General features: G+C 43.2%; 20 protein-coding genes. 13 read left to right on the top strand and 7 right to left on the bottom strand.

Annotation, left to right across the window (positions count from 1 at the left end):
* Positions 1-17: 17 nt before the first annotated feature.
* Complete coding sequence (locus tag NLP_RS33370; protein WP_158680474.1) at positions 18-278, bottom strand: hypothetical protein; 261 nt, start codon at positions 276-278, stop codon at positions 18-20.
* Between the two features lie 131 nt (positions 279-409).
* Positions 410-814 carry a hypothetical protein gene (locus NLP_RS19670; RefSeq protein WP_158680473.1) on the bottom strand — a complete coding sequence of 135 codons (405 nt, stop codon included), beginning with the start codon at positions 812-814 and terminating at the stop codon, positions 410-412.
* 416 nt (positions 815-1,230) lie between these two features.
* Here NLP_RS19670 and NLP_RS19665 point away from each other — a divergent pair, with 416 nt between their 5' ends.
* Together NLP_RS19665 and NLP_RS33365 are read left to right on the top strand one after the other, a co-directional pair.
* Positions 1,231-2,109: a M48 family metallopeptidase gene (locus NLP_RS19665; protein WP_104909941.1), complete on the top strand. Its 879-nt coding sequence runs from the start codon at positions 1,231-1,233 to the stop codon at positions 2,107-2,109.
* A gap of 77 nt (positions 2,110-2,186) precedes the next feature.
* Positions 2,187-2,330 carry a hypothetical protein gene (locus NLP_RS33365; RefSeq protein WP_158680472.1) on the top strand — a complete coding sequence of 48 codons (144 nt, stop codon included), beginning with the start codon at positions 2,187-2,189 and terminating at the stop codon, positions 2,328-2,330.
* Here the strand turns inward: NLP_RS33365 and cimA are convergent.
* Positions 2,323-4,011, bottom strand: a complete 1,689-nt coding sequence (cimA, locus tag NLP_RS19660) for a citramalate synthase (RefSeq protein ID WP_104907861.1) — start codon at positions 4,009-4,011, stop codon at positions 2,323-2,325. The two genes, NLP_RS33365 and cimA, sit on opposite strands and share 8 nt — an antisense overlap.
* Before the next feature lie 75 nt (positions 4,012-4,086).
* On the opposite strand from cimA, the gene NLP_RS19655 reads away from it, so the two are divergent.
* The 5 genes from NLP_RS19655 to NLP_RS19635 all read left to right on the top strand — a co-directional run bounded on the left by NLP_RS19655 (position 4,087) and on the right by NLP_RS19635 (position 9,797).
* A complete protein-coding gene (locus tag NLP_RS19655) occupies positions 4,087-4,425 on the top strand; it encodes a 2Fe-2S iron-sulfur cluster-binding protein (RefSeq protein ID WP_104909940.1) in 339 nt (112 codons plus the stop codon).
* Between the two features lie 17 nt (positions 4,426-4,442).
* Entirely contained in the window at positions 4,443-4,832 is a 390-nt protein-coding gene (locus tag NLP_RS19650) for a hypothetical protein (RefSeq protein ID WP_104907860.1), read from the top strand.
* Between the two features lie 132 nt (positions 4,833-4,964).
* Positions 4,965-6,974, top strand: coding sequence for a glycine oxidase ThiO (thiO, locus tag NLP_RS35840; protein ID WP_104907859.1), 2,010 nt, complete (start codon positions 4,965-4,967; stop codon positions 6,972-6,974).
* A 163-nt stretch (positions 6,975-7,137) separates the two neighbouring features.
* Entirely contained in the window at positions 7,138-7,317 is a 180-nt protein-coding gene (gene psb34 / locus NLP_RS19640; RefSeq protein WP_104907858.1) for a photosystem II assembly protein Psb34, read from the top strand.
* 266 nt (positions 7,318-7,583) lie between these two features.
* A complete protein-coding gene (locus NLP_RS19635) occupies positions 7,584-9,797 on the top strand; it encodes a tetratricopeptide repeat protein (RefSeq protein ID WP_104907857.1) in 2,214 nt (737 codons plus the stop codon).
* 25 nt (positions 9,798-9,822) lie between these two features.
* On the opposite strand, the gene NLP_RS36160 is transcribed toward NLP_RS19635, so the two are convergent.
* Both NLP_RS36160 and NLP_RS19625 read right to left on the bottom strand, forming a co-directional pair.
* Complete coding sequence (locus NLP_RS36160) at positions 9,823-9,933, bottom strand: IS1/IS1595 family N-terminal zinc-binding domain-containing protein (protein WP_442946670.1); 111 nt, start codon at positions 9,931-9,933, stop codon at positions 9,823-9,825.
* Positions 9,934-10,008: 75 nt separating this feature from the next.
* On the bottom strand, positions 10,009-10,464 hold the full coding sequence (locus tag NLP_RS19625; protein ID WP_104907856.1) for a helix-turn-helix domain-containing protein: 456 nt from the start codon (positions 10,462-10,464) through the stop codon (positions 10,009-10,011).
* Positions 10,465-11,576: 1,112 nt separating this feature from the next.
* Here NLP_RS19625 and NLP_RS19620 point away from each other — a divergent pair.
* From NLP_RS19620 to NLP_RS19605, 4 genes are all read left to right on the top strand, one after another.
* Positions 11,577-13,316, top strand: a complete 1,740-nt coding sequence (locus NLP_RS19620; RefSeq protein ID WP_104907855.1) for a diflavin flavoprotein — start codon at positions 11,577-11,579, stop codon at positions 13,314-13,316.
* Positions 13,317-13,483: 167 nt separating this feature from the next.
* Positions 13,484-15,196, top strand: a complete 1,713-nt coding sequence (locus NLP_RS19610; RefSeq protein WP_104907853.1) for a diflavin flavoprotein — start codon at positions 13,484-13,486, stop codon at positions 15,194-15,196.
* Positions 15,197-15,471: 275 nt separating this feature from the next.
* Positions 15,472-15,642, top strand: a complete 171-nt coding sequence (locus NLP_RS33360) for a hypothetical protein (protein ID WP_158680471.1) — start codon at positions 15,472-15,474, stop codon at positions 15,640-15,642.
* 157 nt (positions 15,643-15,799) lie between these two features.
* On the top strand, positions 15,800-16,081 hold the full coding sequence (locus NLP_RS19605) for a DUF4915 domain-containing protein (RefSeq protein ID WP_234016991.1): 282 nt from the start codon (positions 15,800-15,802) through the stop codon (positions 16,079-16,081).
* Positions 16,082-16,260: 179 nt separating this feature from the next.
* Here NLP_RS19605 and NLP_RS19600 read toward each other — a convergent pair whose 3' ends face one another.
* On the bottom strand, positions 16,261-16,731 hold the full coding sequence (locus tag NLP_RS19600) for a cupin domain-containing protein (RefSeq protein WP_104907852.1): 471 nt from the start codon (positions 16,729-16,731) through the stop codon (positions 16,261-16,263).
* A gap of 470 nt (positions 16,732-17,201) precedes the next feature.
* On the opposite strand from NLP_RS19600, the gene NLP_RS35055 reads away from it, so the two are divergent.
* Positions 17,202-17,381, top strand: a complete 180-nt coding sequence (locus NLP_RS35055) for a cupin domain-containing protein (RefSeq protein WP_234016990.1) — start codon at positions 17,202-17,204, stop codon at positions 17,379-17,381.
* A gap of 40 nt (positions 17,382-17,421) precedes the next feature.
* On the opposite strand, the gene NLP_RS19590 is transcribed toward NLP_RS35055, so the two are convergent.
* The gene (locus NLP_RS19590) at positions 17,422-18,714 is read right to left on the bottom strand and encodes a dicarboxylate/amino acid:cation symporter (protein WP_104907850.1); all 1,293 of its coding nucleotides are present in this window, start codon (positions 18,712-18,714) and stop codon (positions 17,422-17,424) included.
* Positions 18,715-18,907: 193 nt separating this feature from the next.
* Here NLP_RS19590 and NLP_RS19585 point away from each other — a divergent pair, with 193 nt between their 5' ends.
* Positions 18,908-21,538 (top strand): DNA polymerase III subunit alpha, encoded by a 2,631-nt coding sequence (locus tag NLP_RS19585; RefSeq protein WP_104907849.1) that lies wholly within the window; start codon positions 18,908-18,910, stop codon positions 21,536-21,538.
* Positions 21,539-21,570 lie beyond the last annotated feature (32 nt).

Genomic DNA, 21,570 nt, shown 5'->3' with positions numbered 1-21,570 from the left:
TACTCACTACTCAGCACTCAGTACTTAGCACTACTGAATAATTCTAGCTTCATGCTTAGTATAGTTTTGCGTAAAAGTGTAGCGTTTTTAATACAGGGGAACGCATTCACAATCCAAGCCAACGCATTCACAATCCAAGCCAACGCATTCACAATCCAAGCCAACGCATTCATAATCCAAGCCAACGCATTCACAATCCAAGCCAACGCATTCACAATCCAAGCCAACGCATTCACAATCCAAGCCAGCGCATTCACAATCCAAGCCAACGCATTCACAATCCACAGTATTGCCTTTCATGAATTCGCTATAAATTAATGAAATGCTGTACTTAGTTTTCTCACGGCACAACATTGAAGCTTCTAAATTTCAGAGACTTGGAACTAGGAAGCGAGGACAAGTGGTTTGGTCAGTTATCAATTCGTAGGTTGATTGGGTGAATGTCGCGGAGCTTGAGGGTTCTTTTGCCTGCGTTATCGTCGTCATCAATCGTCACCAGGTATTTCACGACCGTATGGTTTGCATTTCCACCAGTCACGGTGACAACAAATGCTGAGTAACTGTTAGCGTTTGTGCCACAACCACTTCGGTCATGGAAGGTTTGATTCCATTCACCAATACGGACACCCTCGCCTCGTGGCTCATCACCACTTTGTTTAATTTCATTGAGGAGAGCTACTTTCAGTTGAGATAGCTTTGATTTTTTATCAGCAAGCATAAGTTTAAGAAACTTATCGCGATTTACTTTGTCAAGGTTGCCGCCGTTGCTGCATTTATCTTCGTAGTTAGCGTCAGCTGAATCGGGGCTGGTCATCACCAGTGCTGGGATCTTGGGAGACTGAGCGGCGTGCCCACTTTTTGTCGCTAGTGCGAGAACACATAAAGTAAAAAAACCAAAGCGCATTCAATTCTCCGAGCGTGAATTAGTGTGTCCAATCAAGATTAACTGCAACGGACACTAAAGGGCAGGGTTTGCCCGATAGGCGTATGCAGCAAAGGGGTGAAATGAGCAGTGATACCGAAAGTTACGCGCTTTGACACTGCGTATCTTGCCGCCGCAGGCATCGCCAGGAATAAAACTGTACCAATTGAAGTCTCTGAAAATTAAGAGCTTCAAACCCAAGTATGCAAGAAAGGAAACCCCCTACTGAAATCGTTATACTAACTGTGGGAGGCTGTTTATCTATCCAGCCAGATTCCATAGTTGTGTTTTTTATAGCTTGTTGCACTATGTCTTTCTTCAAAACCCCGCTAATTGGTTTAAAAGCTGACTCATTTCGTCATCCATTAGACCTGGAAGCCACTAGAGCGCTCAAGCAGATACCAGGCATAGATATGTTAGTGCGAAATTGGCTTGGGCCAATGGCAGAGCAGGTTTTCTATGTGGAAAATATTGCCTCTAGCATTTTGGTGGGTGAAAACCAACTACCCGATTTATACAAACTGTTGTTAGACGCCTGTAAAATCCTGGATATAGATCCTCCCCAGTTGTACGTCCGGCAACATCCGGCTCCCAACGCCTATACTTTTGCTGTGCGGGGTAAGCAGCCTTTTGTGGTGCTACACACTTCCCTGATTGATATTCTTACACCAGAGGAAATACAGGCAGTAATCGCCCACGAATTAGGACATCTCAAGTGTGACCATAGCGTTTACTTGACACCTGTAAATTTATTAATATTAGCTGCGGCGATTGTGCCCAATGTCGGCACCTTCGTTGCTCAAGCCATACAGGCGCAACTTTTGGAATGGGTACGTTGTGCTGAGTTTACCTGCGATCGCGCCGCATTACTAGCAACCCAAGACCCGAAAGTTGTCATGTCCGTGTTGATGAAGTTGGCAGGTGGTTCTCCCACCTTAGCGCCCCAACTGAATCTCGATGCCTTTGTTGCCCAAGCCCGCGCTTACGATGACATCAGCAAGACAGAACTGGGTGAAATGGTCAAAACTGCCCGTACAGCCCAATTAACCCATCCCGTGCCAGTACTGCGGGCGCGAGAAATTGACCGTTGGGCAAGCAGCACCGAATATCAAACTCTGTTGCAAAGTCACGGACTGAAGTCTACTAATAATGAAGTTGCACCCAAAGGTGGATGGCGCAATTGGTAGAGCTACTATTTACAACCGTTTTTTCGCTACATACAGCGTATTTTAGGTAAATGAAGTACACAAGTAGGGGCACAGCCATGTTCCCTACGATTATCTGTACCTCACGCCTGTTGCAATCTGCTGTAAGTACAAAAGTGTTAATACAAGGGGAAGCGATCGCTTCCCCTGCTCATCGAAAAACGCAAACTTTCCCTACACTACATATCCCTTTTGTCAACTAGAAGCTTTTAAAGCCGCTTCTGCTTGGGAGTGCAATAACAAACCGTATTCCAATCCCTCCACCACGGCTTGATAGGAAGCCGCCAAAATATTGGTGGAAACTCCTACTGTCGTCCAGCGTTGACGACCATTGCCTGATTCTACCAACACACGAGTTTTCGCCGCAGTGCCCGTATATCCATTGAGAATCCGTACTTTATAATCTGTCAAATCAAAGGTTGCAATTTGGGGATAAAAGTTCACCAAAGCTTTGCGTAAAGCTGCATCCAAAGCGGCAACGGGCCCGTTACCTTCCGCCGCCTCCAAAATGTTTTTCCCGTCAACAGCGACTTTGACTGTAGCTAAGGCATTGCTAGTTTCTTTCCCCTCAATCAAGTCACAGTGGACTTGAAAACCTTTAACTTCAAAAAACTTCTGGCGATCTCCCAAAGCTTCGTGCATCAATAGTACAAAACTGGCCTCTGCGGCTTCAAATTGAAATCCTTCGCTCTCCAAATCTTTGAGGCGCTGGAGAATTTCTCTAGCCTCTGCCTTTTGTTGATCCAATTCAATCCCAAAACTGCGGGCTTTGGCTAAAACATTGCTGAGTCCAGACTGTTCCGAAATCACGATGCGGCGACGATTCCCGACTTGTTCCGGCTGAATGTGTTCGTAAGTCAGGGGATTACGTTCTACTGCTGATACATGAATACCGCCCTTGTGCGCAAAAGCCGAACGTCCCACAAAGGGAGCGTGTTCATCTGGCGCGAGGTTGACCACCTCACTCACAAAACGACTAGCTTCTGTAAGTTGTGTGAGCTGGTCTTCTGTGATACAACTGTAACCCGCCTTCAGTTGTAAATTGGGAATTAACGAACAGAGGTTAGCATTACCGCAACGTTCACCGTAACCATTTATTGTGCCCTGTACCATCTTTGCCCCTGCCATCACGGCGGCTATTGCGTTAGCAACCGCCATTTCCGAATCATTATGAGTATGAATTCCAATTTGGGGCATTGTCCTTTGTCCTACCCTGCGGTCAGCCGCTAGCGCGTCTATGTTCTTGGTCATTGGTTCTTGACAAATGACTAATGACAAATGACTAATGACATCTTGAACAATTTGGCTAATTTCGTGGGGTAAAGTGCCACCATTGGTATCACAGAGGACTAGCCATTCCGCACCAGATGCGATCGCAGCCTCTAATGTCTGTAAAGCATAATCTCGATTGTGCTTATAGCCATCAAACCAATGTTCGGCATCGTAGATAATACGGCGACTCTGAGAACGGAGGTACTCAATTGTGTCGCGAATCATCGCCAAATTTTCTTCTAACGTCGTCTTGAGTCCTGTTGTCACATGTAAATCCCAAGACTTGCCAAAAATCGTTACCCAGCGAGTTCCGGCAGCCAAAATATCCTGTAGCATCGGTTCGGTGGCGGCAGTGGAGTTGGGGCGTCGAGTCGAACAAAAAGCCACAATTTCAGCCTGTTTGAGCGGATCTTCTTGGAGTTGCCAGAAAAATTGTACATCCTTGGGATTGGCGCCAGGCCAACCACCTTCAATAAAGGGAATTCCCAGTTGATCGAGTCTACGGGCAATGCGTAACTTATCTTCTATCGATACAGATAGCCCCTCGCGCTGAGTGCCATCCCGTAATGTAGTGTCATAGAGCCAAAGTTGAGGTGAGGAATTTGTGGTCATAAAACTGGGACCGACGAGACAACTTTCGAGGCAATGTGTCAATATACAACAAAAAGCCAGTTTGGCAATTTAAAAATGCCTAAAGTACAAGCTGAAGGTAAAACAATTGATTGCGAGCATGGAAGCAATCTCCGAACAATTTTGCTGCAAAATAGTATTCACCTCTACAATGACGGTGCTAAGGTAATAAACTGTCGGGGCATTGGCAGTTGTGGAACCTGCGCGGTTCTGGTAGAGGGCGAAGTATCAGCAGCGAATTGGCGCGATCGAGCACGACGTTCGCTTCCTCCCCATTCTCCTACAACAGACTTACGTTTAGCCTGTCAAACTCAGGTTTTAGGCGATGTGAAAGTGACAAAGTTTGATGGATTTTGGGGACAAGGTTCTCGAATAGTGTGGACACCAAAAGGTTAAAAAGGAGTTAAGACAAGATGGGTAGATGGACACCCTTAATTTTAATGGCTGGAGGTTTAGCCATTCTGCTTGGTACATTACTGGGCATCAACTTTCCGATGGGCGTACAAACTGCTAACGCTCCCAGTGACAAGAAATCAGAAGTCTTGCCAGCTAATATCAATGTTAATGGCAGTGGTGGCAGCAATAATGAAGAACCTGCAACAGAAGGAAATCAAACAACTCAAACAAACGAAAACAGGCGCGGCATTGTAGCCCCAAGACCCGACAACAGGAGTAACGTTGCCCAGAATTCTGCCGATGACTCAACTGACAGTACAACAGACGGCAATACAGATTCTTCAGAAACAAACACGCCATCCAGCGATACAAATCAAGGCAACGAACCAATTCGCGCCTTGTGGTAACGAGCAGATCCATCTTCAGACCCGTCTTTAGTTACGAGTTATAAGTTATAAGTTATGAATTATTAGTTATGAGTTATTAGTTATGTACTAATGATAAATGGCTAATGATAGATGACTAATGACTAATGACTAATGATTAGTGAGACTGTGATTATTGGTGGCGGCGTTATTGGTTTAGCGATCGCCATTGAACTAAAATTGCGCGGGACAAACGTCACCGTGCTTTGTCGTGACTTTCAGGCTGCCGCTACCCACGCCGCCGCCGGGATGTTGGCACCCGATGCGGAAAACATCCTGAATGAGGCAATGCGTTCCTTGTGTTGGCGATCGCGTGTCTTATATCCCGACTGGACGCGCAAATTAGAAGAACTGACCGCCTTAAATACTGGCTACCGTCCTTGTGGTATCCTTGCACCCCTCTTTGAAGAGGCAGGGGGGCAGGGAGGCAGGGGAGCAGAGGAGCAGAGGAGCAGAGGGGATCTTTCCTCATCATCTCCCTCATCCCCGGCTTACTGGTTAAACAAAGAGGCAATTCATCAATATCAGCCAGGATTGGGAGCAGAGGTAGTTGGTGGCTGGTGGTATCCTGAAGACGCACAAGTTGATAATAAAGCTCTCGCTCACGTATTGCGGACGGCCGCTGAGTCTGTTGGTGTTAAACTTAAAGATGGCATTACAGTAGAAGCATTTTTACAGCAGCAGGGACAAGTCGTTGGCGTGCAAACCAATGCGGGAATAATTCGCGCCGCGCACTATGTTTTAGCTTCAGGTGCTTGGTCAAATGAAATGTTACCACTACCTGTGGTACCCAGAAAAGGACAAATGCTGAGTGTGCGGATACCAGAAGTTTCGCCGGAATTGCCCTTAAAGCGGGTTTTGTTTGGGCAGGATATTTACATCGTACCAAGACGCGATCGCCTGGTTATTGGCGCAACAAGTGAAGACGTTGGCTTTGTCCCCAACAACACCCCAGAAGGTATTCAAAAATTACTACAAGCTGCTATCCGGCTGTATCCCCAATTAAAGCATTATCCCATCCAGGAATTTTGGTGGGGATTTCGCCCAACTACCCCTGATGAATTGCCCATCCTGGGCACTAGCCACTGTCAAAATTTAACCTTTGCTACGGGTCATTACCGCAACGGAATTCTACTTGCACCTGTAACAGCCGCTTTGATTGCCGATTTAATCTTAGAACAAAAGTCTGACCCCCTACTTGCTGATTTTCACTATTCGCGCTTCCAGTCCAAGTCATCTACCTCCACCCCCATGCTGACTCACTCTACCAATTTCTCCAACGGGCATAATACGACCCCACTTCCCACAGACGCGATTAATCACGTCTCTACCGATTCCCCATTGATTATCGCTGGCAAAACCTTCCAATCCCGCTTGATGACGGGAACTGGTAAGTATCGCAGCATTGAGGAAATGCAGCAAAGCATCGCCGCCAGCGATTGCCAGATTGTCACCGTAGCAGTACGACGGGTACAAACCAAGGCTCCTGGACATGAAGGTTTAGCTGAAGCCTTGGATTGGAAAAAAATCTGGATGTTACCCAATACCGCAGGTTGTCAAACTGCTGAAGAGGCAATTCGGGTAGCGCGTTTAGGGCGAGAAATGGCGAAATTATTGGGGCAGGAAGATAATAACTTTGTCAAGTTAGAAGTAATACCCGACCTTAAGTATTTACTCCCAGACCCGATTGGGACATTGCAAGCAGCAGAACAACTAGTTAAAGAAGGCTTTGTAGTATTACCCTACATCAACGCTGACCCCATGTTAGCCAAGCGCTTAGAAGAGGTAGGTTGTGCTACAGTAATGCCTTTGGCATCGCCAATTGGTTCTGGACAAGGGCTGAAAACAACTGCCAATATCCAAATTATCATCGAAAATGCAGGTGTGCCAGTGGTGGTAGATGCTGGTATTGGTTCACCCTCAGAAGCCGCTCAGGCAATGGAATTGGGAGCAGATGCTTTATTGATTAATAGTGCGATCGCTCTTTCTCCAAACCCAGCAGCAATGGCTCGTGCCATGAATTTGGCAGCAGTCGCCGGTCGTCTAGCATACCTTGCTGGCAGGATGCCTATTAAAGATTACGCCAGTCCTAGTTCACCTCTAACTGGGACGATTACTAGTTAGAGAATAGGGAATAGGGCATGGGGTATGGAAAATAAACAGACAAGTGAGACAACAGGAATAACCCAATGCCCAATCCACAATGTAACGATTTATCTAGCAGTTTAAGACCAGATTTAGCATTTATGTAACATTAAATTAACGATAAAGATAAAGGAATTCATTCATGCCCTATATCAATGAAGAAGGCGGTCTTCTGAATAATTTTGCCCGGGAACCAAAGGTTTATCAAGCAGAACCTGTCACGGAAGGGCAAAAGCGAACTTATATCCTACTAGGAATTGCCGCTACAGCTTTGGTTGCCGGCTTGATTCTAGTCGCCTTCTTTGTTTCTAAGAGCAGTTGATCGTAAAACATTTTAAGAAAACTTCATCTTCTTTATAGTTTTTCAGGTTCCGATTTTAAGAGGGGCCTGCTTTTTTATTTTTTGTTAAAATTGAACTGGGAATGAAAGTATATAATTATACTTTATTGTTCCTACTATAATTGAAGGCTCAATATATCCTGAGCAGCACAACATCTACTTATTAAAAATCATTTTTATGATGAGTTTGGCCCACTTTAATGCACCCAGAAAGGTGATATCTACTATGTTTTGGCTCTTTAGCCGCTATGAGCGTGAATGATACTGCACACAACAATAATTCTACTTGGAATCGGCAAGTATACCACCGCCTGAAACTTGCCTTAAGTCTTGGCTTACGACGACAAATTCTTTTGGCAGTATGTGATAATTTATACTTAAGAAATCAGGTAGCAGCCCGTTTGCATTCTACATTGGCTTATCCTGTTGGACAGGTGCTATATCAATCATCAAATGCTCAGGAAAATAGTACTCCAGCTTATCCGCGATTAGTCACGTTGCGTTTGAATTTAAACGATCCCAATCCCATAATCCAGATTAATCAATGGTTGACTAATTATCCACCGCCAATTATTGGGGCATCAAAAGATACTCCTGGTAGACCTTTTTCAGTACCAGCATTTCAGATTGTCGGCGTGGAGCATCTTACGAAGCAACCAGTTGCGACACAGCGTTTATTTTTGCACTATCTCCGCTTAAGCGAACAATATTTCTCTACACAAGAATCCAGCCGATTCCTAGAATCTAATTTGCTGTTGTGGATACCACGTCCTTGGTTATCAGCTATCAAGCAATCAGCACCACAGTTTTGGCGTTGTCGTACTGGCGTATTTATGTTTGCTGGAGAACCCACACCAGCAACTCAGAATTTGGCCTATCCACAACGTTTTTCACGTTCTGGAAGCTTGGATTTAGGGAATATTGAGCAGTCGATTCTAGATGAATCAGTTAACCAAGCAGAACTCCAAACCGCAGCCACCGAGTTAAAGTTTGATAATAATTCTGATTTCCCAGTAGAGATACAAGGGAATCGCCTACACAAAACTGAGGAAGTTTCACCATCAACAGCGGATTTATTGAAGGCTACGCCACAACAACAGGAATCTACAAATCGGTCTGGTAGTGGGAGTAATAATCAATCGCTGTCGTCTTTATCTTATATTAGCAGTGAGTTAACGGAGCTAGTAATAGCAACAATAAATACAAGTATTCCTCAAAATACAGAGGATTCCTTACAACCACAGCAGATTTTATTGGAGATTGAAGAATTACACGAAAAGCAAGTTTCAGAGGAGATACTGGCAGAGGCTTATCATCGCTTGGGTACTTTATACCGTCTTCGCATTGAGCAAGGAGAGGCAACTTTAGAAAACCTGATGGTGGCAATTATTGCCTATCAGGAGGCAATTAGTTATGACGAAAGCTCACCGCAACTCCCAGATATCTTGAATGATTTGGGTACACTCTACTGGATGCTATACCGCACACCACCCAATTCTGAAGAGGGACAAACTTATATAGAGCAGGCAATAGAATTTTATCAGTTGGCGTTAAAGATGATTTCGCCCCAGACACATTCGGAAACTTACGCTCGCGTACAAAATAATTTGGGGACAGCTTATGGTGATTTAGCTCGTTTCTCTCACCCATCTGAAAATTGGCAGCAAGCAATTTTCGCTTACAGTGAAGCACTCAGCCACCGTACAGCCGATATGGATTCATTAAAGTATGCGGCTTGCCAAAATAATTTGGGTACTGCTTACTGGCATCTAGGGCAATACAATCAACCAATTGTGCATTTAAAGAAAGCGATCGCAGCTTACAATGAAGCGCTTGCACACTACAACCCTGAAGAGGAACCGCTGAAGTATGGCATGATTCAAAACAATATCGGTACTGCGTGTTGGAATCTGGCACAATACGAACAACCTGCCCAAAATCTCCAGTTAGCCATAGATGTTTATAGCGAAGCTCTTAAGTATCGCACTCCAGCTAATGTTCCCAGTGCCTGCGCCGCTACACAAAATAATCTGGGAACTGCCTACTGGCATCTAGCCAACCTATCTGAAACTACTCAAGAGGCACGGCAAAAGTATCTGCAACTATGTATCAGCGCTTACGAAGAAGCTATAGCTTTGGCTCACTCACTTAGCGGTACTTCTTTAAGTTTTGATTTGCTTGCCTCTCACAATAACCTGGGACTAGCACATTATCAGCTAGTAATAGATAAGTCTTTTAATGGCGACAAAGCGACACGCTCTCAACACTTAGAAATAGCATTAGATAACCATTTGCAAGCCTTAAACGGATTAATTAAACAACCAGAGGCTTATCAAACAACCTTCGCTTATGTGGTGAAAACTATTCGTACTTTTCATAATGAATTAGGGATACAGGGACAAAATCTGGCTTTATCTAAAGTTCCTAGCCAGTTGTTGCCAGAGATTTTGTCAAAATTATAAATCCTTATGATTCTAGAAATTGGCGTTAGCAAAGCGGGGCAAAACGCACGTCGCAATCGCTACAGATGTAGTTTTGTTTACCACGACGATGCCCGTTCTTACGGCTAAGGTTAGATGCATAATATGGACAGTTTATCCCTTAATTATGCAATGCCAAATCTAGCGATCGCTGCCCAAACGAAACAAGTGATTCGAGTCCAAGATGATTTAATCAGCTAATTATGCTGTTTCTGGGTGTGCGTGCGCTTCCAAACCTCCTTCCCCTTTTTTTCAATACCCGTCGTAGTCGATCTGCACTCAAGTTTATTTGACGCTCAGATGCGAGTTTTTTTGCTAATTGTTTAGAGTTATAAGTCTCTGACTCTTGAGCTAAACAATTTTCGAGATAAACCAAATCCGATTCCGAATATCGAGGTTTTCCTCCTCGACCAGGAGCATCCCATAAACCTGCTAAACCCATCTTTTCCCAGCGGTGAAGGGTTTGACGCACTGTTGAAATCGCCCAGTTCAAGCCTTTTGCAATTTGCTCATTTTTTAAGCCGCGAGTATTCAGCAGTAAAACTTGAGCACGATCCTTAGTACGTTGAGGAACATCTTTGGCTTTTCTCAACTCTTCTAAAGTCAGCTTTTCTTCTTCTGTGAGAAACACTTTTAATCGGCATCCCATAAACAATAACCTTTTACACAATCAATTTTTGTATCTTTTTACGCCTACATACTGAATAATTTAAGTATCTAATCATACATCCTAAGAACTTGAACTACAAGTATTAAGGATGTCGGCGTCTATAAGGCTGCTACGCGATAAGTATTGGCTTGAGAACACGATCAAAGGTTGCAATTTTTCATCAACAATAGATTTTTATAAAAAGTTAGGCACATTGAGATGACACCATTAACCTATATAGGTAAATTTATTCAATAGCCTAAGGCTGTAGCTTATAGCTATGACAAGAAGAATTTGTTGGCGTTGTCTTGATTAATGTCTAAAGTCGATAATAAAGGACTGTATCATTAAATTACTGAGATTATTCCTATGCTTACGGAGGTTTATCGAAACTTTAAAAATTATTTTTACGCTAGTTTCTATTTGGATGAGCGGAAAAAGATATACAAACCTAGTTCCTTTTTATTAAACTAGTCTCTGGAAAATTGCCTTGATTATCTCCAAAAAATATCTGTTGTATCGACTTTACATAAAGTTTATATTTTATGCCACCATATTTTTGATTAAGACAACAATATATTCAATACTCATTGAATAAACTAATGTTAACAGCTTATTTGATGCTTGTTAGAAGCTTGATAAGCTTTGTCCTACCTTTCCTACCTTTCCTACTTTTCCTACCTTTCCCACTTTTCCTACCTTTCCTACTTTTCCTACCTTTCCTAATTAAGGGAGTACCCGAAAAAAATAAATTTTTATACTTGATAAATATATTTTCTGACAATATTAAGTATTAAAAGTAATTTAGACTTGGTAGCTCTACCAGCAAGCTAATATTGTTTAAATTATGCTTTTCTAGTTAAAAATATAATTGCTATGATATTTTTGAATTAAGATAGAGTCAGATAAATAGCAAAAATAAGTACTCAGTAAATTTTAGGGATAAATTAATATTTAGTATATTTTTGGAGTCATATTTTTTGCTAAAAAATAGCAATAATTGATACAAGCTAAATTTTTCAAAAACTGATATTCATTACAACTTCAAATAAAAATAATAGAGACAATGGGGGCAGAAGAAAAACCTGTTAATTTGCGCTCGGAGACGAATAATGATAGCGATGTCTACGACCGGCAAGGCCAACGCAGAGAACGTTCAACATCGGTTAACTATACAAACTGTAGAAATTGCCCCTAACACAACGGCGATTCGCTCTCTTGATTGGGATCGCGATCGCTTTGATATCGAATTCGGACTGCAAAACGGTACAACCTACAATTCATATCTAATTAGGGGTGAACAAACAGTTTTGATTGATACTTCTCACCAGAAGTTTCGCGATCTGTATTTAGAGACTCTCAAAGGTCTTGTTAACCCCAAAACAATTGATTACATAATTGTTAGTCACACAGAGCCAGATCATAGCGGCTTAGTAGAAGATGTCCTCCAGTTAGCTCCTAGAGCCACTGTCTTAGCCTCAAAAGTTGCACTTCAGTTTTTGGAAGGCTTAGTACACGATCCTTTTAGTAAGCGGGTTGTGAAAACTGGCGATCGCATAGATATCGGCAAAGGACACGAAATCGAATTCGTGAGTGCGCCTAACCTGCACTGGCCGGATACAATCTTTAGCTTTGACCGCAAAACCCAAACCCTTTACACCTGTGATGCTTTTGGGATGCACTTTTGTGACGATCGCACCTTCGACGAAGATTTAGAAGCGATCGAAGCTGACTTTAGATTTTACTACGACTGCTTGATGGGCCCTAACGCTCGTTCTTTGGTGAATGCCATGAAGCGGATGAGCGAACTAGGGAAGATTAATATTATCGCCAACGGTCACGGCCCATTATTACACCACCATCTAGATGTTCTAACCGGCTGCTACGAAAATTGGAGCCAAAAACAAGCTAAAGCAGAAACCACCGTTGGCATGTTTTTTGTCTCAGATTACGGGTATAGTGAGCGGCTTGGTCACGCAATTGCTGAAGGTATACAGAAAACTGGGGTTGGGGTAGAAGTCCTGGATCTAAGTACTGCCCAGAGCCAAGAAATCCAAGAACTAGCCGGTAGAGCAGTTAGCATCGTTATTGGTATGCCCCCGACTACCGCCGCTGCCGCCCAAGCTAGTATCAGTTCATTGCTAGCTGTCGCCAAAAACAAGCAAGTGGTTGGGCTGTTTGAATGTTACGGTGGGGATGATGAACCCATTGATACACTCCGCAGAAAATTTCTCGACTCTGGCATCAAAGAAGCTTTCCCAGCCATTCGGATTAGAGAGGCTCCGACTGCATCAACATTCCAGTTGTGTGAAGAAGCGGGTAAAGACTTGGGACAATTGCTGGTGCGCGATCGCAACATCAAGCAAATCAAGTCCCTCGACGTTGACATGGAAAAGGCGCTGGGTCGGATTAGTAGTGGACTGTATATAGTTACCGCTAAAAAAGATAATGCTTCAAGTGCCATGCTGGCATCGTGGGTAACGCAAGCGAGTTTGCAACCCTTAGGATTAACAATAGCCGTTGCTAAAGACCGCGCTATTGATTCCTTAATGCAAATAGGCGATCGCTTCGTCCTCAATGTTTTGGAAGAAGGCAATTATCAAGAACTCAAGAAACACTTCCTCAAGCGCTTGCATCCTGGTGCTGACCGCTTTGCGGGAGTAAAAACTCAAACCGCGAAAAACGGTTCGCCGATTCTAACTGATGCTTTGGCATACATAGAATGTGAAATACAGACCAGCATGGAATGCAGCGACCACTGGATTTTATACTGCACCGTCCAAGAAGGTCGTGTTTCCAAAAACGATGGATTGACAGCCGTTCGCCATCGCAAAGTAGGTAATTACTACTAAAGATTTGACATGGGGCATGGGGCATGGGGTATAGGGCATGGGGTATGGGTTATTTTCCTTATTCCCCTTCTCTCCAATTCCTAATTCCCAATTCTCAATTCCCAATGCCCAATGCCCAATGCCCAATGCCCAATGCCCAATGCCCAATTCCCCAATTTTTAACAGCTATGACCAATTCCAAGCCACGCGACGTACAAGTTTTACCAATTGCTACAAATACTAAAGCTATCAGAGCACGTAGTTGGTCACGTCTGCGGTTTGAAATTGAATACGCACTTGAAAGAGGTACTACCTCTAATTGCTATTTAATTGAAGCTGATAAAACCGCACTTATTGATCCACCACCGGAAAGCTTTACCGAAATTTATTTAGAGGCATTGCGGCAGACTTTAGATTTACAACGTTTGGATTATATCATCCTGGGTCATTTTAGTCCTAATCGAGTTGCAACCCTCAAAGCAATTTTAGAACTGGCACCACAGGTAACTTTTGTCTGTTCTCTTCCTGGTGCAAACAATTTGCGTGCTGCTTTCCTAGAGCAAGATTTGAACGTCTTGGTGATGCGGGGGAAAGAAACTCTGGATTTAGGTAATGGTCATGTTTTAAAATTCTTCCCCATTCCTAGTCCACGTTGGCCGGAAGGACTTTGTACCTACGATCAGCAAACCCAAATTCTTTACACAGATAAATTATTTGCAACTCATCTCTGTGGTGATGAAGTGTTTGATGATAACTGGGAAGCGCTCAAAGAAGACCAGCGTTACTACTTTAACTGTCTGATGGCTCCCCAAACTCCTCATGTGCAAGCAGCTTTGGAGAAAATATCAGATTTGCAGGTAAGAATGTATGCTGTGGGTCATGGGCCTTTAGTACGCACCAGCTTAATCGAACTTACCAAAGCTTATGCAGAGTGGAGCCGTTCTCAAAACGATCGCGAGATTTCTGTTGCCCTACTTTACGCTTCAGCTTACGGAAATACCGCGACTTTAGCACAAGCGATCGCTTTGGGATTAACCAAAGGTGGAGTCGCAGTCAAATCGATTAACTGCGAATTTGCTACCCCTGATGAAATTCGCATCAACCTCGCACAGTCAGAGGGTTTTATCATTGGTTCTCCTACCATCGGTGGTCATGCGCCAACTCCCATTCATACTGCTTTAGGGATTGTGATATCGAGTGGTGACAACAGCAAACTCGCTGGGGTCTTTGGTTCTTATGGCTGGAGTGGCGAAGCATTTGACTTAATCGAAGGTAAACTTCGAGATTCTGGATATCGCTTTGGCTTTGACACCCTAAAGGTGAAGTTTAAACCTGATGATGTCACTCTCAAGTTCTGTGAAGAACTAGGTACCGACTTTGCCCAAGCACTGAAAAAGGCTAAAAAGGTACGTGTACCACAACAAGCCGCTACTCCAGTGGAACAGGCTGTTGGTCGGATTGTTGGTTCCGTTTGTGTAGTGACAGCGAAACTTGGAGAAGTCTCTACAGCAATGTTAGGCGCTTGGGTTTCTCAAGCCACCTTCAACCCACCGGGAATAAGTGTAGCGATCGCCAAAGACCGAGCGATCGAATCTTTGATGTATCCAGGCGGTAAGTTTGCCTTAAATATTCTACCTGAAGGCAATCATCAAGACTACATGAAGCATTTCCGTAAATCTTTCGCGCCTGGGGAAGACCGATTTGCCAACTTTAGTACAGCAGTTGCAGATAACGGCTGTACTGTCCTCACCGACGCCTTGGCATATTTGGAATGTTCCGTCAACCAACGTTTGGAATGTGGCGATCACTGGGTTGTATATGCAACTGTGGATGAAGGTAAATTACTCAAGCCTGATGCTGTTACTGCCATCAACCATCGAAGAACTGGCACTCATTATTAGATAGTAAGAAATTTAATTTAACGAAATCGCCTTAGCTCGAATATAGCCAAGGCGTTTGATCGCAAAAATTCTTTTTTTTGTGGGATGGGCAAGATGCCCATCCCAGTTTTTTTATGCTTAATCAACAAAACTTAAGCAATTTAGGCGTTGCTGAATTAAGGGATGATTCTTGTCGGGTGAGCAACATGAGCGCCCCGAAATACCTATCGTGTTCACACAAGTCTTTTAGAGTTGCTGCGTAACGTAGGGTGGGCTAATCTTTACAGGTTGATGCATTGGCATTGCGGGTCGATGCATTGGCATTGCAGGTCGATGCATTGGCATTGCAGGTCGATGCATTGGCATTGCAGGTCGATGCATTGGCATTGCAGGTCGATGCATTGGCATTGCAGGTCGATGCATTGGCATTGCAAGTCGATGCATTGGCATTGCAGGTCAAGGTGTAAAGCAGCTTTAGAAGACTTGTGTGTACACCACAAGGGACGCTCATGTTGCCCATTCCACAAAACTAGCAAAATCATCCCGCAAATATGCAACGCCGCAATTGAAAATGCCATTCCAATATGTCTCAAGCTTAAAGGATGAAATCAGTCGCGGTAATTGTTGCCAATCCATTCAGTTGAATTTCTAAATCTGCGGTTATCTTACCGTCGCCACAAGAACTTCAGCGGCTTGGCTTTGGACGATAAATTGCACCAGAAAAATGTTGAGCCTCGCTGTGGGTTACTAGTGATTGACCTAAAAAGCGGCGATATTGTCCATTCCCTGCGAATAGAAGGGGTGGTACTGGAATTGTACGACGTGGTAGCACTTTTGGGGGTGCGTCGTCCAATGGCGATCGGGTTTTGCAGTGACGAAATTCGGCGGGTGGTAACAGTGGGATGAAAGGCAATTCCAAATTAAGAGGAATCAACATCAATAGCACCTAATTCAGCCGTTTTTAAGCTATCTCACCTCAACAGCAGCAACAGTTTTATAATCAACGCTATCAATGGTACAGACTTCTTAGTACAAGTCACCGCCAAAAAAGATCGGAAATAGAGTCAGATATTTTTTGTAATGTGTCACTGTAAATTTTCTATTGGCTCTTGGTCAAATCGACGCATCAACTCTAGCAAGGCTTCCTGGTCTGGTTTCTGTCCATCCTGAAGTAGGGAGGCCAAGTCCTCAAAATACTTTTCGCGTTCCCCACCTGGAGAGAACATAATCAGTAACTTTGCAGGTTTTGTTCCACGGTTAGCAAATGTGTGTGGCGTATTGCGAGGAACAAGTACAAATGTTCCTGGTTGACCTTGGACAATCCGGTCTCCAGCTTGGATTTCGACTTCTCCCTCCACAACATAAAACATTTCCTCCATCTGACGGTGAAGGTGTAGTTGTGGTGTAGTTCCTCCTGGTTGTATTAAGTATTCAAATAAACCTAAATGACCATGAGTATCAGCACCAACTGCTTTAAAGATTACCTCTGTATTACTTATAGTTAAGTGATTACCTTCTCCTGGTGCTAATATAATCTCTTTAACAGGTAAAGTCATAATAATTAACGTTTCTCCCTAGATGCCGCAGGTAAGCCAAGAGATTGATGGTATTTTTTATTCATGACACTATCAGTCTCAAAAATCATAGTACAAGATATTAACCAAGTAAAAAATAGTGGCTGGGATATGCGATCGCAGCTTAATTTGGGCACCTTTTTATGCTGACCTGTACTTAGGCAGATCCGTTAGCAATGCAGGGGACATCAACGGTGGCAGCTTCAAGTCTACGCCCCTAACAACGTTATCTGTAGCATGAATTTCGTGAAATGGTATGACTTTTCATGAGATGTGGAATCAGAAAAATGGTGCGTGCAATTTCAGTATTAAAGCGGAAACAACATAAATTCACTTGCCGAAATTCCGCAATTGCCACAAAGACAATTGCAAAAACGCAGGGTAGCCTTTAACTAGAAAAACAGTATCAGGCAATTGCTAGACAAAACTTTTATATTATTTTTGTTGTTTTTATGACTCCAAAACACACCAAAATTAAATTTCCTATTTGGCAGTATCTGAACCAGCCCTTATTTAGTCGCGATACTAAATTAGTATTGAATCCCCAACGCTTTATCTTGATCTGGCGTCTGCAACTTTTAGAACGCTGCTGGACTAAAGAATGTGACGCCAAGGGGCCCCAACAGCATTAGATATTTGAAAAGTTACTGAACTCAACTAAAAGCTGGCAAATTAAGCCTCGTCTACAGAACGTGGCTTTTTGCCGTCAAGTAAAGCACTGACAGTCATATCTCCCATAACATTAATCGCGGTGCGGCAGCGATCCAAAAACCAGTCGACAGTAACTAGCAAAGCTATATACTGGGTAGGTAAGCCAACAGAAGTGAACACTAGTGTCATTGTTACCAGTCCCGCATTGGGAATATTTGCCGCACCTACCGATGCAAAAATTGAGGTAAGAATGACAATTAACTGCTGTCCTAGACTCAGATGTTGTCCAATCAGTTGGGAAATATACAACGCAGACATTGCTTCATAGAGGGCAGTGCCATCATTATTAAAATTTGCCCCGACTAATGCCCCCAAGGCAGCAGAAGATTCCCTTAAACCGACTTTTGTTTGCAAAACCTCAAAGGTTATGGGCATTGCCGCCGCCGAGGAAGAAGTTGAGAAAGCTGTCAAAAAGGCATCAGAACCACCAGCTAGGAATTTTAGCGGGTGTACCCAAGAACCAAATTTTACTCTGGTGAGGTAGTAGCACGCTTGCAATACCAGTGCTAACAATACGGCGACGATAAATGCACCCAAGGATTTAAACGGTGCAAAGCCCTGCATCGCAATAGTTTTAGCCACAATCCCAAATACTGCGAACGGCACTAAAGCAATAACCCAGTTGAGGATGCGGACTACCGCTTCAAATAAAATTCCGATGACATCCTCTATCGGCTGGAATCCATTCTTGCCTTGAGCGATTTGTTCAGATTTTAATCCCCGCAGGACGATACCAAAACTCAGGGCAATCACAATCAGTTGAATGACATTATTATCAACTAATGGCTTCAGGACAGCTTCCGGTACAGCATCTTTGAGTATTCCCCAAGGATCGAGACTTTGAGGAGTTATTGCCGTAGTTGTTGAGGTGCTTACATTACCCCAAGTCCCTGGACGCAGTACATTAGCTACCAAAAGTCCCACCAAAATAGCTACGGTAGTGTTGGTTAAAAGTAACACTGCCAACCGCCGTCCGGCTGTACCAGGGATATTGGTAGTCATCAAAGTATGCAGCACCGCTACCAGAATCAGGGGTGTAGCCAAGGCGCGGAGAGCCTTTAGCACCAATTCTGCCGGAATTGCTAAATTGTTGATTAAAGCGGCGTTGCTGGGATTGGGATTCCCCGCACCAAGGGCAATTCCGACACTGACTGCCACTACTAAGGCGATGAGAATTTGCAACGTGAGAGGGATACGCTGCCACCAAGGGCTAGCTTTGGTTTCAGGCGAAGTTGTTCTCTCTGTTTGACTCATTGGCTAGATACTGGTTAACTGCTGTAACTATTAAAACAACACTAATGATAGTGATAATTCCCGAAAAAGAACAGCTTTAATTTTGGTTAAAAACTGTTAATCTAAGATTCCGTTGCTTTACAAAATCTGGCTCGAAAGGGTATACCACAAGGTAGGCCCCTAGAGATATCTTGGCTTGTAGTTGGAGATGCTTATGTCCTTTGTTCCTCTACATATTCACAGTGACTATAGTTTGCTTGATGGGGCAAGTCAGCTACCAGAATTGGTGGATCGAGCGATCGCACTGGGAATGAAAGCGATCGCCCTTACCGATCATGGTGTCATGTATGGTGCGGTTGAACTGATCAAAATTTGCCGTAGTCAAAATATTAAGCCGATTATCGGCAATGAAATGTATGTCATTAACGGCGATATTGAAAAACAAGAACGCCGCCCTAAATATCATCAAGTTGTTTTAGCTAAAAATACTAAAGGTTACAAAAATTTAGTTAAATTAACCACGATTTCTCACCTCCAAGGTGTTCAAGGCAAAGGAATTTTTTCTCGTCCTTGTATTAATAAAGATTTATTAAAAGAATATCATGAAGGCTTGATTGTCACCAGCGCTTGTTTGGGTGGAGAAATTCCCCAAGCAATTCTCAGTAATAGACCAGATGCCGCCCGAAAAGTTGCTCAGTGGTATAAAGATGTATTTGGTGATGATTATTATTTAGAAATTCAAGATCACGGCTCACAGGAAGACCGGATTGTGAATGTGGAAATTGTCAAAATTGCGCGGGAGCTAGGGATTAAATTTGTTGCTACCAATGATTCACATTTTATTTCTTGTTTTGACGTTGAAGCCCACGACGCTTTGCTATGTATTCAAACGGGCAAGTTAATTATTGAAGATAAGCGGATGCGTTATAGCGGTACAGAGTATCTCAAGTCTGGTGAGGAGATGCGGCAGCTATTTCGTGACCATTTGCCGGATGATGTAATTGCCGAAGCGATCGCTACTACTGAAGAAGTAGCTGATAAAGTCGAGCCTTACCATATTATGGGTGAGCCTCAGATTCCTACACCTCCCATTCCTTCCGGTCATACTGCTGACACTTACGCCGAAGATGTTGCATGGAGTGGACTTTTAGAACGCTTAAATCGCAAATCTCGTCAAGAAGTCGATTCTGTCTATAAAGAAAGATTGGAATACGAACTGAAAATGATTCAGCAGATGGGTTTTTCCAAATACTTTTTAGTTGTATGGGACTACATCAAATTTGCTAGAGATAACAATATTCCTGTGGGCCCAGGTCGGGGTTCGGCGGCTGGTTCATTAGTTGCTTATGCAATGCGAATTACTAATATTGACCCCGTACATCATGGGTTACTATTTGAGCGTTTTTTGAACCCAGAACGGAAATCCATGCCTGATATTGATACAGATTTCTGTATTGAACAACGGGATAAAGTTATTGATTATGTAACTGAGAAATATGGTGCAGATAGAGTTGCCCAAATTATTACTTTTAACCGTCTAACTTCTAAAGCAGTTTTGAAAGATGTTGCCAGAGTATTAAATATTCCCTACGGGGAAGCTGACAAAATGGCGAAACTAATTCCTGTGGTGCGCGGGAAACCAACGAAACTCAAGGTGATGATTTCCGATCAAACTCCAGAACCAGAGTTTAAAGAGAAATATGATAAAGAACCTCATGTTCGTCATTGGCTTGATATGGCGATGCGAATTGAAGGAACTAACAAAACTTTTGGTGTTCATGCAGCAGGTGTAGTAATTTCCGCCGATCCACTTGATGAAATTGTGCCGCTACAGAAGAATAATGACGGTTCTGTGATTACCCAATATTTCATGGAAGACCTGGAATCAATGGGTTTGTTGAAAATGGATTTCCTGGGTTTACGGAATCTGACGCTGATTCAAAAGACTGTGGACTTAATTCAAGAAACGAGAGGATATCGGGTCGATCCTGATGAAATTCCCCGCCAGGAAAGAAAAGCCCAGAGGATATTAGCTAAAGGTGAACATAGCAGTCTACCTAAAGATGTGCAAAAAACTTATGAATTATTAGAAGCAGGTGAGTTAGAAGGGATATTTCAATTAGAATCTTCTGGGATGCGTCAGATTGTGCGAGATTTGAAACCTTCTAATATAGAAGATATTTCTTCAATTTTGGCACTTTATCGACCTGGACCATTAGATGCGGGACTAATTCCTAAATTTATTAACCGCAAACATGGTCGAGAAAAAATTGATTATCAACACACCATTTTAGAACCAATATTAGACGAAACCTATGGAATTATGGTCTATCAAGAGCAAATCATGAAAATTGCTCAAGATATGGCGGGTTATTCTTTAGGACAAGCTGATTTGCTGCGTCGGGCGATGGGAAAGAAGAAAGTTTCTGAGATGCAAAAGCAGCGAGAAAAATTCGTAGATGGTGCAGCGAAAAACGGTGTTCAGAAAAAAGTTGCAGATGAATTATTTGAGCAAATGTTGAAGTTTGCTGAATATTGTTTAAGCTATGACACGGAAATATTGACAGTAGAATATGGATTAATGCCGATTGGAGAAATTGTAGAAAAAGGCATTGAATGCACTGTGTACAGCGTTGATAATCATGGAAATATTTACACGCAACCTGTGGCACAATGGCACGATCGCGGACAACAAGAGGTGTTTGAGTATTGTTTGGAAGATGGTTCAATAATTCGGGCAACAAAAGATCATAAATTTATGACTGTTGATGATCAAATGTTGCCAATTGATGAAATATTTGAACGCGAATTGGATTTGATGCGGGTAGAGGGTTTGCCGGAATGAGAGGACAGGCAGTGGAAATTAGGCATTCTCAG

This window comes from Nostoc sp. 'Lobaria pulmonaria (5183) cyanobiont' (genome assembly GCF_002949795.1).
Classification (GTDB): domain Bacteria; phylum Cyanobacteriota; class Cyanobacteriia; order Cyanobacteriales; family Nostocaceae; genus Nostoc.
This window is presented reverse-complemented; position numbering and strand designations above follow the sequence as displayed.

What these genes read in the sequence shown, in the direction of transcription:
- NLP_RS19590 (WP_104907850.1), bottom strand. Translation starts at nt 18,714, where the DNA reads ATGAGTCAAACAGAGAGAACAACTTCGCCTGAAACCAAAGCTAGCCCT.
- NLP_RS19650 (WP_104907860.1), top strand. Translation starts at nt 4,443, where the DNA reads ATGGGTAGATGGACACCCTTAATTTTAATGGCTGGAGGTTTAGCCATT.
- cimA (WP_104907861.1), bottom strand. Translation starts at nt 4,011, where the DNA reads ATGACCACAAATTCCTCACCTCAACTTTGGCTCTATGACACTACATTA.
- psb34 (WP_104907858.1), top strand. Translation starts at nt 7,138, where the DNA reads ATGCCCTATATCAATGAAGAAGGCGGTCTTCTGAATAATTTTGCCCGG.
- NLP_RS19610 (WP_104907853.1), top strand. Translation starts at nt 13,484, where the DNA reads ATGACCAATTCCAAGCCACGCGACGTACAAGTTTTACCAATTGCTACA.
- NLP_RS19585 (WP_104907849.1), top strand. Translation starts at nt 18,908, where the DNA reads ATGTCCTTTGTTCCTCTACATATTCACAGTGACTATAGTTTGCTTGAT.
- NLP_RS19670 (WP_158680473.1), bottom strand. Translation starts at nt 814, where the DNA reads ATGACCAGCCCCGATTCAGCTGACGCTAACTACGAAGATAAATGCAGC.
- NLP_RS35055 (WP_234016990.1), top strand. Translation starts at nt 17,202, where the DNA reads ATGACTCCAAAACACACCAAAATTAAATTTCCTATTTGGCAGTATCTG.
- NLP_RS19655 (WP_104909940.1), top strand. Translation starts at nt 4,087, where the DNA reads ATGCCTAAAGTACAAGCTGAAGGTAAAACAATTGATTGCGAGCATGGA.
- thiO (WP_104907859.1), top strand. Translation starts at nt 4,965, where the DNA reads ATGATTAGTGAGACTGTGATTATTGGTGGCGGCGTTATTGGTTTAGCG.
- NLP_RS19625 (WP_104907856.1), bottom strand. Translation starts at nt 10,464, where the DNA reads ATGGGATGCCGATTAAAAGTGTTTCTCACAGAAGAAGAAAAGCTGACT.
- NLP_RS19635 (WP_104907857.1), top strand. Translation starts at nt 7,584, where the DNA reads ATGAGCGTGAATGATACTGCACACAACAATAATTCTACTTGGAATCGG.
- NLP_RS19665 (WP_104909941.1), top strand. Translation starts at nt 1,231, where the DNA reads ATGTCTTTCTTCAAAACCCCGCTAATTGGTTTAAAAGCTGACTCATTT.
- NLP_RS19600 (WP_104907852.1), bottom strand. Translation starts at nt 16,731, where the DNA reads ATGACTTTACCTGTTAAAGAGATTATATTAGCACCAGGAGAAGGTAAT.
- NLP_RS33365 (WP_158680472.1), top strand. Translation starts at nt 2,187, where the DNA reads ATGTTCCCTACGATTATCTGTACCTCACGCCTGTTGCAATCTGCTGTA.
- NLP_RS19620 (WP_104907855.1), top strand. Translation starts at nt 11,577, where the DNA reads ATGATAGCGATGTCTACGACCGGCAAGGCCAACGCAGAGAACGTTCAA.